Genomic DNA, 14,342 nt, shown 5'->3' on the forward strand with positions numbered 1-14,342 from the left:
CCAATTTTTTGTGCCTGATCACGCAAGCTTGGGCTCCCGCCTGCGCGGGAGCGACGGTGTTTTTTTACGTTCCGCTCTTCGCTTTACGTCCCGCTTTCGCTGGCCCTCGCCAACGCCTCCGCCTGCGGATTCCTCCGATACACGGACTCTCCAACGCGCCCCGCGATCTCGTCGACCGCGGCCAGCACCTTCTCCGGATGCGCATAATGCGTCATGTGCCCGACGCCGGGCTGCAACTGCAGCTCGCTATCCGGCAGGCGCTCGTCCAGCCGCTCCGAGTTGTGGCCGAAGTCGACGATCTTGTCCTTGGTGCCGGCCATCACCACCACGGGCACCTTCAGCTCCGGATAACGCCTGGCCAGCGCCACGGCCGACGGCACCATCAGCGCCGTCTCCGCCGCGCTGGCGCGCAGCTGGCTCGGACGCAGCAGCATCCACACGGGAAGCTCGCGGAAACGGGCGTCGACCGGCTGCGGCGAGAACACGCGCTTCGTCAGCGGACGCCACAGCATGCGCGTGACGAGCGGCGAGATCGTGTACCGCATCAAATCGCCCACGACCGGGATCGCGGGGCCGGACAGCAGCGGCACGTCCGCGCGCAGGCTCGGGTAGTAGTAGCCCGACAGCAGCACGAGGCCGCGCACGAAGTCCGGCACTTCCAGCGCCATCGACAGCGCGACGAGCGTGCCCCACGAGTGGCCCAGCACGATGGCCGAATCGACGCCGATCTCCTGCAGCGCGTGATGGAGCAGCCGCGCCTGGGCTTGCGGCGTCCACACCTTGCTGCGCGGCCGCTCGCTGTAGCCGAAGCCGGGGCGGTCGAACGCGATCACGCGGTAGTGCTCGGCCGCCTTGTCCATCAGGCCGCTCGTCTGGAAATCGCTGGCCAGCACGCCGTTCCCGTGCAGCAGGACCAGCGCGGGGCCGCTGCCCCGTTCCACGTAATGCAGGCGCACGCCGTCGACCTTGACGAAGCGGCCCTGCGGCGGATTCTCCGCCTCCGCCTGTTTCGTTTTCGAACGCACATAGAAATAAGAGGCCGCGAGGCCGAGACCGGCCAGCAATGCGCCGGCCTGCCAGGGTTTGACACCAGTGCTGCTTAACGTTTTCGTCACAGTATTCCCCCGTCGAGTGGTATGGATGGCGTGTCTCGCTCCGTTTGCTCCGACCCTTTGATGAGCATGTCCAGCGCGAGCGGGAGCACCCGCTCGGCCGATTCTTCGATCTTGATGTCGAGGAGGTCGTCGGCGCGCGTGCGGCCGAGGTTGATGGCGGCGATCGGCTTGCCGGCGGCCTGCGCCATGCGGCAGAACCGGAAGCCGGAATAGACCATCAGCGATGAGCCGACGACCAGCAGCGCGTCCGCCCGTTCCATCTGTTCCAGAGCGATGGCCGTGCGTGCCGGCGGGACGTTATCGCCGAAGAACACCACGTTGGGCATCAAGGTCCCGCCGCAGCACGTGCAGTACGGCAGCCGGAAGCTGGCGAGTTCCGTCGGTTCGACGGACGCATCGCCATCCGGCAGCGGCGTCGCGTTCGCACCCGCCATGTGCGGATTGAAATCCTCCAGTTGGCCCTGCACGAAGGCGCGCGGGAAGATCGCCGTGCATTCGAGGCACACGACCGTATGGATATTGCCGTGCAATTCCAGCACGCCGTGCGATCCGGCCTGGCCGTGCAGGCCATCGACGTTCTGCGTCAGCACGGAACCGATCCTGCCGATCCGCTCCAGCCCCGCGATCGCGGCATGGCCGCGATTCGGCCGGGCCTGCGCGAGCACGGGCCAGCCGATCATGCTGCGCGCCCAATAGCGCCGCTGCACGGCCTCGGATTTGCGGAAATCCGGGCCGTGGATCGGGGGTTTGCCGCGGCGGGTGCCGTCGCGGTCGCGGTAATCGGGAATGCCGGATGCGGTCGACAACCCCGCGCCCGTCAGTACGAGCGCGCGCGGGTGGCGGTCGAGGAATGCGGCGATCCGCGCCGCGTGGTCGTGGGCGGTGAATGCTTCAGCCATCTTGATGTGCTCCTTCCGCCGGGATCGTAACATCTCCGATGCCCGCACAGAAACACGTTACGGCTGCTTCAACGTTTGGCGGACACGACGATCCCGCCGACGATCAGCAGGAACGCGAGCACGTGGTAGGCATGGGGCAGCTCGCCCAGGAAGGCGGACGACAGCAGCGCCGTGAACAGCGGCGTCAGGTTGACGAAGAAGGCCCCGATGCCCGGCCCGGCACGGCGGATGCCCGCGCCCCACATGGCGAACGCGAGCACGGCCGGGCACACGGCCACGAACAGCAGGGCCGCCACGACGGGCCAGCTCCACGCGATGGCCGCTGCGCCCAGCGACCACTCGACGCCGGCAAAACCGGCCGACCACAACAGCCCGAACGCCACCTGCGCGCCGAGGAACGCGGCCCAGTCGGCGCGCAAGGCGGGCTCGTCCTGCGGCTGCAGCAGCATCCAGCTGTAGAACGACCACGCGATGGTCGCGAGGATCATGTACAGGTCGCCCGCGACGAGGCGCAGCGCAAGCAGCTGGCCGACGTCGCCGCGGCACAGCACGACGAGCACGCCGACGATCGACAGCAACGCGCCGATCACCTGGCGCGTCCGTACGGCCACGCCATAGAACAGCCGTCCGACGAGCATCATCCACACGGGCATGCCCGAGGCGACGAGGGTGACGTTGATGGGCGTGGAGCTTTGCAGCGCGAGATACTGCAGGGAGTTGTACATGCCGATGCCCAGCAGCCCCAGCAGCGCATAGCGGTGCCAACGCGTGCGAATCGCGTCCAGCACGCCGGCCTGGCGCAACGTCGCCCACCCGAGCGGCAACAGGACGGCCAGCGCGATGACCCAACGCAGCAGGTTCAGCGTCATCGGCGGCACGGCCGCGCGCACGAGCCGTCCCACGATGGCGTTACCCGCCCACAGCAGGGGCGGGACGGTCAGCAGCAGGACGGTCGACGGCGTAAGCTTCTGATTCATCTACCCGAATTAGCGGCGGCGCGGCGTCAGCACGCTGGGCAATGCCTTCGGCAGCGTGTCCGGATAGTCGCGCGAGAAATGCAGGCCGCGGCTTTCGTGGCGCGACAGCGCGCTCCGCACGATCAGGTGCGCCACCTCGACGAGGTTGCGCAGCTCCAGCAGGTCGTTGGTGACGCGGAAGTTGCGGTAGTACTCGTCGATCTCTTCCTTCAGCAGCTTGATGCGGTGCTGTGCCCGTTCCAGGCGTTTGGTCGTGCGCACGATGCCGACGTAGTTCCACATGAAGCGGCGCAGCTCGTCCCAGTTGTGGGCGATGACCACTTCCTCGTCCGCATTGGTGACGCGGCTTTCGTCCCACGCGGGCAGCGCGGGCACGTCGACGGACGGCGCCGCGGCGATCTGGTGGGCGCACGCGCGGCCGACGACGAGGCATTCCAGCAGCGAGTTGCTGGCCAGGCGGTTGGCGCCGTGCAGGCCCGTGTAGGCAGTCTCGCCGACGGCGTACAGGCCCGGGATGTCGGTGCGGCCGGACAAATCGGTCACGACCCCGCCGCACGTGAAGTGGACGGCCGGCACGACGGGAATCGGTTCCTTCGTGATGTCGATGCCCAGCTCCAGGCAGCGCGCGTAAATCGTCGGGAAGTGTTCCTTGATGAATTCCGGGCTCTTGTGCGTGATGTCCAGGTGGACGTAGTCGATGCCGCGCTTCTTCATCTCGAAGTCGATGGCGCGGGCGACGACGTCGCGCGGCGCCAGTTCCCCGCGGTCGTCGTGCGCGGGCATGAAGCGCGTGCCGGCCGCGGGTCCCGCCTCGGGCGGCAGTTTCAGCAATCCGCCTTCGCCGCGCACGGCTTCCGTGATCAGGAACGATTTCGCGAACGGGTGGTACAGGCAGGTCGGGTGGAACTGGATGAACTCCATGTTCGACACGCGGCAACCGGCGCGCCAGGCCATCGCGATGCCGTCGCCCGTCGCGGTGTCGGGGTTCGTCGTGTACAGGTAGACCTTGCCGGCGCCTCCGGTGGCGAGCACGGTGTGCTCCGCCTCGAACGTCTGCACCCTGCCGCTCTGTTCGTCCTGCACGTACAGGCCATGGCAGCGCGGCTGGCCGACGAGGGCCGGCCCGGCATGCACGCCGTCCGGCTGCAGTTTATCGGACGTGATCACGTCGATCGCGCAGTGATGCTCGAACAGGGTGATATTCGGGTGCGCGCGCACTTTCTGTTCCAGCGTCACCTGCACGGCGTGGCCCGTGGCGTCCGCGGCGTGGATGATGCGGCGCTGGCTGTGCCCGCCCTCGCGGGTCAGGTGGAAGCCGAGTTCCGCGGTCTCGTCGCGGGTAAACGGCACGCCTTGCTCGATCAGCCATTCGATCGCCTCGCGCCCGTGCTCGACGATGTAGCGGGTGGCCGCTTCGTCGCACAGGCCGGCGCCGGCGACGAGGGTGTCGGCGATATGCTGGTCGTGGCTGTCGCCCGAGTCCAGCACGGCGGCGATGCCGCCCTGCGCCCAGTTGCTGGCACCGTCGAGGAGCTCGCGCTTGGAGATGATGGCGACCTTGCGGGTTTGCGCCAGATGAAGGGCAACCGACAGGCCGGCGAGGCCGCTGCCGACGATGGCTACGTCAAATTTCATCGCACTCTCTTGGTTTTGCTTTTGTAAAGAGGCATCACTATAGACGATTTGGCGCGGGCATGTGGAAGATGGCGCTGTTCAGCATCCGCCGCGGACGCTCCCCGGCGCCTCGCCGCCCGTGAGGGCATCGTAGACGGCGAGGACATCGCGGGCCATCGCCGGCATGCTGTGGCGCGCGATCACCTGGCTGCGCGCGCGGGCGCCGTGGCGGGCCGCCATGTCCGGGATCCTGCAGTAGTCGGCGATCGCCGCCGCCAGCAATTCCGTCGACTTCGGCGGCACGAGGATGCCCGTAAAGCCCGGGTGGACGAGCTCCGTATTGCCGCCGACGGCCGCCGCGACGACCGGCAACCCCGTCGCCATCGCCTGCAGGATCGCGCCCGACCGGTCCTCCGCGCGCGCCGGCAGCACGAACAGGTCCATCGCCCGCAGCAGCTGCGCCACGTCGGCGCGGGCGCCCGGCAGCCAGGCACGCGCCGCCACGCCGGCCCGGTGCAGCAGCGCCTGGCATTCGGCGCGCTCGGGCCCGTCGCCGACGAGCAGCAGCTTCAACCGCTGGTGCGCCGGATGCGGCGACGCGATCAGGCGCAGGAACGCCTCGACGAGGGTCGTGTGGTTGCCGTCGGCATCCATGCGGCCGACGCTCCCGACGACGAATGCCCCGTCGTGCATGAACCCGGGCGGGCCGACGGCGGCGGACGGCCCCAGCCGCGGATGGAATTGCACGCTGTCGACGCCGCTCGCGATCTGCGACACGCGCGCCGGTTCCGCGCCCACGGATTCGACGAGCCATTCCTCGAGGTCGCTGCTGGCCGCGATGTAATGGTCGACGAGCGGACACAGCAGCCGGCGCAGCAGGCGGGTACCGACGCCCCGTCCGCCATCCGCCGCGCCGCGTCCGTGTTCCGCATGCACGCGCAGCTTGACCCCGGCCAGCGCCGCGACCACCTGGGCGGGCAGCCCGGCGCCGTCACGGGTGTGGATGAGGTCGGGCCGCAGCGCGCGCAAGACGCCGTACATGCGCACGTAGTGCAGGGGATCGGACCCGGACCGCTTGTGCAGGTTGACGACCTCGACGCCGTGCTCGCGAACGTCGGCGTGATGGCCGAAGCGGTCGTGCATGCAGACGATGGCGTGGCGATAGCGCTCGGGCGGCAGGAGGCGGATCAGGTTCAGCAGGCTGGTCCCGGTGAGGGCGGCATCGAGCGCGTCGACCACGTGGACGACGAGACGCGGCCGCTCGTCCGGCTCGAAGAGGGAACCCATGCATCACCCGAAAATGAGACGAGATGGCAGATTATATTGCGCTGCAACGTGGCATTTTTTCTGCTTGCGGGCACTGTTGACCGGCCTCAAAGGTTCGCCGCCGCACCGAACCACAGGTGGGCGCGCGCTACGATGGGGCTCCATCCGTACAAGGAATCGCCATGAGCACACACGACAGCAAAGACATCGCCGACCTGAAATCGAGGATCAAGGAAGTCCGCTTTCCCATGTTCACGTGGCAGGACGAACACGGCCACCTGCTGAGCCAGCCGATGACACAGGAAGAGGTCGACGACGCGGGCGGCGTCTGGTTCTTCACGTCCACGCAGACCGCGCTGTGGGATTGCATCGCGCACCGGCCGCAAGTGAACCTGTCGTTCGCGAAGCCGGAAGACAGCCTGTTCGTGTCGGTCAGCGGCCTGGCCGAGCGCGTCGTCGACCGCGAACGCATCCGCGCGATGTGGAACGCGGGCGTGCAGGCGTGGTTCCCGGCCGGTCCGGACGACGAGCACGCCGTGCTGATCCGCGTCGAGCCGCACTCCGTCGAATACTGGGATTCGAACGACAGCAAGATGGTGCGCCTGTTTGCCATCGCAAAAGCCGCCGTGACGGGAACGCGACCGGACATGGATGCCGAACACCGCACACTGAAGCTATAACATTCCTCTCTTGCAATAATCGGAGTGGCTGGCGTACAGTACACGCTTCTTTGAAGGAGCGTGCATGGACAGGGACGGGCAGGGCCGGACGCGATGATCGCGCCGCTCGAACTGGCGGCGAACGGATTTGTCGCGGTGTCCATCCTGCTGGCCGGACGCAACAACGTCCACACGTGGTGGACGGGCATCGTCGGCTGCACGCTGTTCGGCGCGCTGTTCGCCCAGAACCGCCTGTATGCCGACGTCGCCCTGCAGGCGTTCTTCGTCGCCACCAGCGTCGTCGGCTGGTGGAAATGGGTGCGCGGCGACCATGGCGACCCGCTGCCGATCACGCACGCCGGCGCTGCCAGCCTCTTGTGGACCGTGCCGGTGGGCATCGCCGCCACGGCCGCCTACGGGGCGTTGCTGCACTTCACGACCAGCGCATACGCGCCTTTCCTCGATTCCGCCGTCCTCGTCTTTTCCGTCATCGGCCAGGTGCTCATGATGCAGCGCCGCGTCGAGAACTGGGCGTTCTGGCTGCTGGTGAACTCCATCGCCGCACCGCTCTACCTGAGCCGCGACCTCGTCCTGACGGCCGTGCTGTACGGCGGCTTCTGGATCAATGCCATCGTTTCCTGGCGCAGCTGGTACCGACTGGCCGCGCAACCTCTTTTATCCGAGAGCCCAACCCCATGAACAAGACACCGCTCGCGGCCGCACTGGCCATCCTTACGTTCACGTTGTCGGCCACCGCCGCCGACCAGGTCGTCGCCATCCGCGCCGGCCAACTGGTCGACGTCGTCGGCGGCAAGGTACTGCGGGACCAGACCATCCTCGTCAGCGGCGAACGCATCACGGCCGTCGGTCCCAGCGCGAACACGACCGTGCCGGCGGGCGCCCAGGTGATCGATTTGTCGCGCGAGACCGTGCTCCCGGGCCTGATCGATGCCCACGTGCACCTGACCGGCGACCCGAACCTGCACGGCTACCGGTCACTGGGCGTGTCCGACATCCGCGCCGCCATGTACGGCGCGTACGCGGCGCGGCGCACGCTGGAAGCCGGCTTCACGACGGTGCGCAACGTGGGCGCGAGCGGCTTCGGCGACGTGGCGCTGCGCGACGCCATCAACGACGGCGAGCTGCCCGGTCCGCGCATGCGCGTGGCCGGCTACGCCATCGGCATCCAGGGCGGCCACTGCGACAACAACCTGTTGCCGCACGATTTCCATTTCACGGAGAACGGCGTGGCCGACGGTCCGTGGGCGGCACGCGCCAAGGTGCGCGAGATGGCGAAGTTCGGCGCCGACACCATCAAGATCTGCGCGTCCGGCGGCGTGCTGTCGAAAGGCGACGAGGCGGGCGCCCAGCAACTGACGCTGGAAGAGATGAAGGCGATCGTCGAGGAAGCCCATAAACTGGGCCGCCGCGTGGCCGCGCATGCGCATGGCGCGAGCAGCATCCGCGACGCGATCCTGGCCGGCGTCGACTCGGTCGAGCATGCGAGCCTGATCGACGACGAGGGCATCCGCCTCGCGCGTGAAAAGGGGACGTATCTCGTGATGGACATCTATAACGACGACTTCATCCTGCAGGAAGGCGCCAGGGCCGGGATGCTGCCGGAGTCGCTGGAGAAGGAGCGCATGGTCGGGCAACTGCAGCGCGATAACTTCCGCAAGGCGTTCAAGGCCGGCGACAAGATGGCGTTCGGCACCGACGCCGGCGTCTATCCGCACGGCGACAATGCCCGCCAGTTCTTTTACATGGTCAAGTACGGCATGACGCCCATGCAGGCGCTCCAGGCCGCGACAATCAATGGCGCCGACCTGCTGGGCTGGAAGGATCGCGTGGGGTCGATCACGCCGGGCAAGTATGCGGACATCGTGGCGGTCAGCGGGGATCCGCTGGCGGATCCGGCCGCGCTGACGCGCGTGGACTTCGTCATGAAGGGCGGCGCCGTCATCCGGAGCGCTGCGCGAAAATAGACGTCACCTATCCACGACCGACGGGAGAAGTGATGTCTAACGACAATTTTAAAGCTTGTATCGACGCCTGCTATGTGTGTGCCGCCGCCTGCGACAACTGTTCGACGGCATGTCTGAAGGAAGACGACGTCAAGATGATGGCGCGCTGCATCGCACTGGACATGGACTGCGCCCAGATCTGCCGCACGGCCGCCGCCTTCATGGCGCGGGGCGGCGATTTTGCCCGCGACCTGTGCCGCCTGTGCGCCGACGTGTGCACGGCCTGCGGCGACGAGTGCGGCAAACATCCGATGGACCATTGCCAGGCGTGTGCGCAGGCGTGCCGCGCCTGCGCGGAGGCGTGCCGGCGCATGGCCGGCGCCGCCTGAGCGGTCAGTCGCGGCGGGGCGGCGCCAGGTCGTCTTCGCTCTGGTTGCCGCCCGTTTCCGGCGCGCCGAGACCCGTCGAACCGGGGCTGGCCTGGCGGCTGCGCGTGTCCTGGTAGCCGCGGTTGATGGCTGTCGCGGCCGTGCCTTCGCCTTCCGCCGGCTCGTCCGGCTGGCCCTGGCGGTTGCCGGCCTCGCCGGACTGGCTGGTGCCGCGCGCCAGCGGCGCTTCCTCTTCCGGACGCGGCTGGGTGCCGCTGCCGCCCGTCTCGGCCATCGTCTCGTGGGTCAGCGTGCTGCCTTCTTCGCCGCTGGTCGGGTTGCCGACACCGATCGTCGTCGATTTCGCGTTCATGTCGCCTCCTGAAGTGTCAATTGATGAGCGATTGTCGCCGCGCGCGCGCCGCCCGTCTGTCGGCAGGCAAGGCGTGCGCGTGTAGGATCAGACCGGAATCTCGGACGTGCCGCCGCCCACGCTGCCGAACTCCTGCAATTGTTCGATCGTCAGCCGGCGCTCGTTGAGCGCGGCCAGGATCGCCTTCAGCTGGTCGGGATCGGGCTGGATGTAGACGATGCGCTGCTCGACCTCATCTTCCCAGCAGCGCGTGTAGGGTACGTCGGTCTCGGCCATGATCTTCGCGTCGAAGCTGCCGTCGCGCAATTCGCCGAACAGGGTGACGCGGGTCGTGTCGGGCGTCGTGTTCTTTACCGTGATGCTCATGCATGCTCCTTTCGGTGTGCTGGTCGTCACGGTCATTGTCCCGTAGGCGCGGGCGGGCTGCAAACGCGGTTCAAGCGTGCGCGGCGGTCAGGTAGCGCGAGGCCGGCTTGCCGCTCATCGCGCCCTGCATCAGTCTGGCGGCGGCTTCCTCGAAATTCTTCCACAGTTGCGCATCCTCGACGGACGGGAAGGTCACCTGTTCGCCCAGGTCGAGGCCGGCCAGGGCCGCGTCCACGCAATCCTCGGCCGTCATCACGATGCGCGGGTCCATCGCATTCAGGCGGTCTTCTTCCCAGATCTCGGTGGCAGTCACGGACGGCGCCACCAGTTGCACGCGGACGTTCGTGCCTTGCACCTCGTACTGAAGGGCGCGCGTCAGGTTCGCGACATGGCCCTTGCCGGCGCTGTAGAAGGTGCTCGTCGGCAGGAAGCCGAACCCGAGGATCGAGGCGATGTTCACGAGCGTACCGCGGTTGCGCGCCAGGAATTGCGGCAGGGCGGCAAGACTCAGTCGGTTGACCGCGTCCACGTTGATCGCCTGCTGCCAGGCGACATCGGCCGGATTCAAGGTCGCCGCCGCACCGGACACCGACACGCCCGCGTTGTTCACGAGCATGGTGATGCTGGCATCGTCACGGATCAGGTCGGCCAGGCGCTCCACGTCGTCGCTGCGGCTCAGGTCGGCAACGAAGGGACGAACCTGCACGCCATATTCGGTGGTCAGCGTCTCGGCCAGTTCAGCGAGCTTGTCGCCGCGGCGGGCGACGATGACGAGGTCGTAGCCACGCCGCGCCAGGCGGTCCGCGTAAATCCTGCCCAGGCCTGCGGATGCGCCGGTGACGATGGCCGTGCCTTGCTGTGCTTTGCTCATGATGTGCTCCTCGATGGTGGGGTTGAAAGCAAACATGATGGACGTCATGTTTGTATGGACGAAGCATGATGGATATAATGTTTGAAGTCAACCTCACAATTTATATGGAGGCGATAGACATGCGCTATCCACCGGAAGAAACCGCCGCCAAGCACCGCCGCATCCTCGAGGAGGCGGGCCGGCTGTTCCGCGAACGCGGCTTCGCGGGCGTCAGCGTCGGCGAGATCATGAAGGCGACCGGCCTCACGCACGGACCGTTCTACAACCACTTCGCGTCCAAGGAAGCGCTGATGGCCGAGGCGCTGGCCGACCTGTCGTCGCGGACGCAGGCCGATTTCGACCGCATCCTGGCGGAGCAGGGCATCGCGGCCTACCTCGACCTGTACCTGAGCCGGCGCCACGTCGACGGCGCCGGCGCGGGCTGCCTGATGACGGCGCTCGCGGCCGACAGCGCGAAGGAGCCGGCCACCCGCGGCCCGTTCACCGCCCACGTGAAGGGCGCCATCGACCGCCTGATGCGCGCGCTGCCCGGCAAGCGCCGCGCCGAGGCGGACGCGCGGGCCGACGCCATGCTGGCGCTGGCCGCGATGGTGGGCGCGGTGACGCTCGCGCGGGCGGTCGACGATCCGGCGCTGGGCGACGAGATCCTGGCCGCGACGCGGCAGCGACTTCTGGACTAAATCAACGCCGGCGCTGGGCCGCCGGCGGCCGAGCTGCTATACTGTATAAAAACACAGTCATCCCAGCGCCGCCATGCCGAACTTCACGCCCATCGACCTTGGTCCAACGATACCGGAAGCGATCACGACCGGCGCGAGCGGTCGCCTGCACGTCAAGATGTACCGCCAGGCCGAGGACGCGATCACGGAAGCGACCACGGACATCGAACTGGCGCGCGAATTCATCGCCCACGGCGAACTGAGCGCGAAATCCATCCAGAACACCCAGAAGGAATTGTTCCGCTTCCTGACCTGGTGCCGCGAGGAAGCAAAAAAGACGCTGGCCCAGCTGAACGTCGCCGACCTGAACGCGTACAAGGAATTCCTCAAGAACCCGCCGCCCGAGTGGGTCTGCACGACGAAATGGCCACGCACCGATGCGCGCTACCGGCCGTTCACGGGACCGCTGTCCGACGCGAGCCGGAGACAGGCGATGATCGCCGTGAAGGGCCTGCTGGGTTTTGCCGAGCAGACAGGCTACCTGCGCCGCAACCCGGGCGCGCTCGTGCGCAACGTCCGGGCGCCGTCCGCCAGCCGCATTACGCGCTACCTGACGCAGGGCGCGATCGCGCTGGCGCTGGAGACCGTCGCACGCCGTGCTGCCGACACGCCGGCCGCGCTCAAGCGCCGCGCCCGCGACCGCTTCCTGCTCGTCGCCTTCGCGCATACGGGTGCGCGCCTGAACGAGATCGTGGGTGCGTCGATGGGCTCGATCTACACGGAAGGGAATGGCCGCTGGTGGATCGACGTCCTCGGCAAGGGCAACAAGCCGCGTCGCCTGCCGGTGCCGCCGGACATGCTGGACGCGTTTCGAGCCTACCGCCAGGCGTTCGGCCTGTTGCCGCAGACGGGCCGGACCGACCGCACGCCGCTCGTCCTGTCCAGCCGCAGCCGCGAGCTCGCGCGCATCACGGACGAAGCGGCCTCGGAAGCCATCAAGGCGATCTTCGCCGACGCGGCAGGCGTCGCGGACGGGCGCGGCGACGCCGACACGGCCGCCACGCTGCGCCAGGCATCCGCGCACTGGCTGCGCCACAGCATGCTGACGAACCATGCGAACAACGGCGTGCAGCTGAAGACGCTGCAGGACACGGCGGGCCATGCGAACATCGCGACGACGGCCGCTTATCTGCACAAGACCGACAACGAGCGCTACGACGAGATCATCGCTTCCGTGAACGGCCGCGGCATTCTGTAAGCGCCTTACGCTGCGCGTTTTCGTGACTATACTGGATGCATGGTGCTTCCAGCTCACGCTACCAGCGGTATCGACGGCGAGGTGATCCTGCGCCCGGTGAGCCCGGTCGAATGGCCGGGCATGGTCAACCAGCGCCCGTACCAGGCGCTGATCGCCGTCGCGGATGGGGCAGGGCGCCGCGTGGCGGAGGTCCGCAGCGATTCCGACGGCCGGTTCCACATCGTCCTCGAACCCGGCACGTACGTCGTGCAACCCGAATCCGAGGCCATCTATCCGCAGGCGCCGGCGCAAACGGTCACGGTGGGAAAGGACCAGTTCACGCCGGTACGCATCATTTACGACAGCGGCATCCGCTGATCACGACGCGAAGCCGATGCCGACGATCCGGCTGCCCCAGTCGTGGTTGGTCAGGACATCCTCGTTGACCAGCCACGCGCGCCGCGTGTTGCGCGGATCCACCGTCACTGCGGAATAATCGCCCCAGCGGCCGCCCGTGAAGAACGTCGGACTCGTGAACGCCGCGATGCCCGGGCTCAGCGAATACGTGGTGCCGTTGTTGTGGTCGAAGCCCGAGAACCGCACCTGGGCGTTGGTACCGCGTGGCGGGTCGGTCATCGTCCAGGTCACGTAGATGTCGTTCGCGCTGTTGGCGGCGATCGACGCGTTGAAGTCGAACGACGTCGACGTCCCGAAGAAGAACGCGCTCTGCACGAGCGCACTGGTGGCCGTATTGATCTGGTAGAACTTGGGCGCCGCATAGCCCACCAGGTTGACGGTATGAACCTGCCACAGGAAGTCGCCGGTCTGCGTGCTGGCATTGACGAAGCGGCCGTCGAGCGTATCCAGCGTGGACGTCGTGCCCGGCTGCGGCGCGTCGGGCGGCGCGGTGTAGACGGGCACCGCCACGCTCACCGGCCCCGTCAGCTGGATCGCGTTCGGCCGGCTCGAATTGGTGAGCGTGTAGAGGCTCAGACTGCTGCCGCCCGATGCGGCGACCAGGTACGTGCGGGCATTCTGGTCGAGCACGATCGGCGGCGCGAGCGTGGCGCGCAGGCCCGTGAAGACGGGAACCGAGAAGCCGAGCCCGTTGTACAGGCGCGCTTTCGCCACCGCGAACATGTCCGCACCCCGGAATCCGCCGGACGACGTGAAGACGTTGGCCGTGATGATGACCGCGTCCTGGTCGTAGCCGAGCTGCGGGTAATCCCAGAAATCGCCCGCATTGAAGGTCACGTTCAGCGCGTAGATGAAATACGCGCCGAGCGGATTCGACGTGGTGGAGATCGCGACGAAGAAGAGCTGGCGCGTGCTCGACTCCTGGAACGCGTCCGCCGTGACGACCCAGCGGTTCCACACGCTGTCGTACACGGCGCGCGGGTCGAACAGCACGCGGGTGCTATAGCCGAAGAAGGCGGCCAGCGAAATGCTGGTGCGCTGGCTGGGATTGGTCCGCAGGAAGATATCGATGTGGGAGTTGGTCACCTCGACGAAATGATCGAGACCCACCGCGCCATGCGTGTCCGGCGGCATCAGGCCGTCGACGTCGGTCGCACCCGCGAAATTCGGACCGACGAGGACGATGGGCGCGCGGGGGAGGGCTTCGGCTTCGGCTTCGGCTTCCGCTTCGGCTTCCATGCCCGCCTCGACCGGCTTGTCGGCCATCCGGTCCTGTGCCCGCAGTTTCGACTTGAGTTCTTCATACTCGGCCGCAGGCATCGTCGGCAGGAAGGGCTTCGATTTTCCCTGCGCGACCGCGCGCGCATTCGGCGCCACATTGCTTTCCATGTCTTGCAGCATGGTCTCCACAGTCCTCAGTTGCGGCGCCGCGGCCTCCAGTTGAGTCCCGATTTCGATAGCAGAATGTTTCACGACATTACTCCTTTCCATTGAAATAGCTTGCAGCGTTGGAACCGGCAAAGGGCAGGCGCCATTCCCGCGCCGTCCACTATCGTG

General features: G+C 67.3%; 16 protein-coding genes. 7 read left to right on the top strand and 9 right to left on the bottom strand.

The features are described 5' to 3' along the window. Nucleotides 1–83 precede the first annotated feature (83 nt). The 5 genes from ACL58G_RS20600 to ACL58G_RS20620 form a co-directional block, all read right to left on the bottom strand. On the bottom strand, nucleotides 84–1,115 hold the full coding sequence (locus ACL58G_RS20600) for an alpha/beta fold hydrolase (protein WP_440962988.1): 1,032 nt from the start codon (nucleotides 1,113–1,115) through the stop codon (nucleotides 84–86). After that, nucleotides 1,112–2,014 (bottom strand): NAD-dependent protein deacetylase, encoded by a 903-nt coding sequence (locus ACL58G_RS20605; RefSeq protein WP_440962989.1) that lies wholly within the window; start codon nucleotides 2,012–2,014, stop codon nucleotides 1,112–1,114. The genes ACL58G_RS20600 and ACL58G_RS20605 overlap by 4 nt, the downstream gene beginning before the upstream one ends. 68 nt (nucleotides 2,015–2,082) lie before the next feature. Next, nucleotides 2,083–2,991, bottom strand: a complete 909-nt coding sequence (locus ACL58G_RS20610; RefSeq protein WP_440962990.1) for a DMT family transporter — start codon at nucleotides 2,989–2,991, stop codon at nucleotides 2,083–2,085. Between the two features lie 9 nt (nucleotides 2,992–3,000). Beyond that, the gene (nadB, locus tag ACL58G_RS20615; RefSeq protein WP_413341499.1) at nucleotides 3,001–4,674 is read right to left on the bottom strand and encodes an L-aspartate oxidase; all 1,674 of its coding nucleotides are present in this window, start codon (nucleotides 4,672–4,674) and stop codon (nucleotides 3,001–3,003) included. A gap of 30 nt (nucleotides 4,675–4,704) precedes the next feature. Next, nucleotides 4,705–5,892 carry a glycosyltransferase gene (locus ACL58G_RS20620; RefSeq protein WP_440962991.1) on the bottom strand — a complete coding sequence of 396 codons (1,188 nt, stop codon included), beginning with the start codon at nucleotides 5,890–5,892 and terminating at the stop codon, nucleotides 4,705–4,707. A 161-nt stretch (nucleotides 5,893–6,053) separates the two neighbouring features. Here ACL58G_RS20620 and ACL58G_RS20625 point away from each other — a divergent pair, with 161 nt between their 5' ends. Genes ACL58G_RS20625 through ACL58G_RS20640 form a run of 4 tightly spaced genes read left to right on the top strand, consistent with a single transcriptional unit; the run spans nucleotide 6,054 to nucleotide 8,883 of the window. After that, entirely contained in the window at nucleotides 6,054–6,551 is a 498-nt protein-coding gene (locus tag ACL58G_RS20625; RefSeq protein ID WP_413388618.1) for a pyridoxamine 5'-phosphate oxidase family protein, read from the top strand. 60 nt (nucleotides 6,552–6,611) lie between these two features. Then, nucleotides 6,612–7,229, top strand: coding sequence for a nicotinamide riboside transporter PnuC (pnuC, locus tag ACL58G_RS20630; RefSeq protein WP_440962992.1), 618 nt, complete (start codon nucleotides 6,612–6,614; stop codon nucleotides 7,227–7,229). After that, the gene (locus ACL58G_RS20635) at nucleotides 7,226–8,515 is read left to right on the top strand and encodes a Xaa-Pro dipeptidase (RefSeq protein ID WP_413388616.1); all 1,290 of its coding nucleotides are present in this window, start codon (nucleotides 7,226–7,228) and stop codon (nucleotides 8,513–8,515) included. The genes pnuC and ACL58G_RS20635 overlap by 4 nt, the downstream gene beginning before the upstream one ends. Nucleotides 8,516–8,547: 32 nt before the next feature. Further along, on the top strand, nucleotides 8,548–8,883 hold the full coding sequence (locus tag ACL58G_RS20640; RefSeq protein WP_413388615.1) for a four-helix bundle copper-binding protein: 336 nt from the start codon (nucleotides 8,548–8,550) through the stop codon (nucleotides 8,881–8,883). Nucleotides 8,884–8,887: 4 nt separating this feature from the next. On the opposite strand, the gene ACL58G_RS20645 is transcribed toward ACL58G_RS20640, so the two are convergent. The 3 genes from ACL58G_RS20645 to ACL58G_RS20655 form a co-directional block, all read right to left on the bottom strand. Further along, nucleotides 8,888–9,235 (bottom strand): hypothetical protein, encoded by a 348-nt coding sequence (locus tag ACL58G_RS20645; RefSeq protein WP_413388614.1) that lies wholly within the window; start codon nucleotides 9,233–9,235, stop codon nucleotides 8,888–8,890. An 87-nt stretch (nucleotides 9,236–9,322) separates the two neighbouring features. Continuing rightward, entirely contained in the window at nucleotides 9,323–9,601 is a 279-nt protein-coding gene (locus ACL58G_RS20650; RefSeq protein WP_036229288.1) for a hypothetical protein, read from the bottom strand. Between the two features lie 70 nt (nucleotides 9,602–9,671). Next, on the bottom strand, nucleotides 9,672–10,472 hold the full coding sequence (locus ACL58G_RS20655) for an SDR family NAD(P)-dependent oxidoreductase (RefSeq protein WP_440962993.1): 801 nt from the start codon (nucleotides 10,470–10,472) through the stop codon (nucleotides 9,672–9,674). 119 nt (nucleotides 10,473–10,591) lie between these two features. Here ACL58G_RS20655 and ACL58G_RS20660 point away from each other — a divergent pair, with 119 nt between their 5' ends. From ACL58G_RS20660 to ACL58G_RS20670, 3 genes are all read left to right on the top strand, one after another. Next, a complete protein-coding gene (locus tag ACL58G_RS20660) occupies nucleotides 10,592–11,152 on the top strand; it encodes a TetR/AcrR family transcriptional regulator (protein WP_440962994.1) in 561 nt (186 codons plus the stop codon). A gap of 73 nt (nucleotides 11,153–11,225) precedes the next feature. After that, nucleotides 11,226–12,389 carry a tyrosine-type recombinase/integrase gene (locus tag ACL58G_RS20665; RefSeq protein ID WP_440962995.1) on the top strand — a complete coding sequence of 388 codons (1,164 nt, stop codon included), beginning with the start codon at nucleotides 11,226–11,228 and terminating at the stop codon, nucleotides 12,387–12,389. Between the two features lie 39 nt (nucleotides 12,390–12,428). After that, nucleotides 12,429–12,746: a hypothetical protein gene (locus ACL58G_RS20670; RefSeq protein ID WP_440962996.1), complete on the top strand. Its 318-nt coding sequence runs from the start codon at nucleotides 12,429–12,431 to the stop codon at nucleotides 12,744–12,746. Here the strand turns inward: ACL58G_RS20670 and ACL58G_RS20675 are convergent, their stop codons facing one another. Continuing rightward, a complete protein-coding gene (locus ACL58G_RS20675; protein WP_440962997.1) occupies nucleotides 12,747–14,258 on the bottom strand; it encodes a hypothetical protein in 1,512 nt (503 codons plus the stop codon). It lies immediately after the preceding gene. Between the last annotated feature and the right edge of the window lie 84 nt (nucleotides 14,259–14,342).

Source organism: Massilia sp. GER05, from assembly GCF_052056005.1.
In the GTDB taxonomy this organism is placed as follows: Bacteria; Pseudomonadota; Gammaproteobacteria; order Burkholderiales; family Burkholderiaceae_D; genus Telluria; species Telluria orientalis.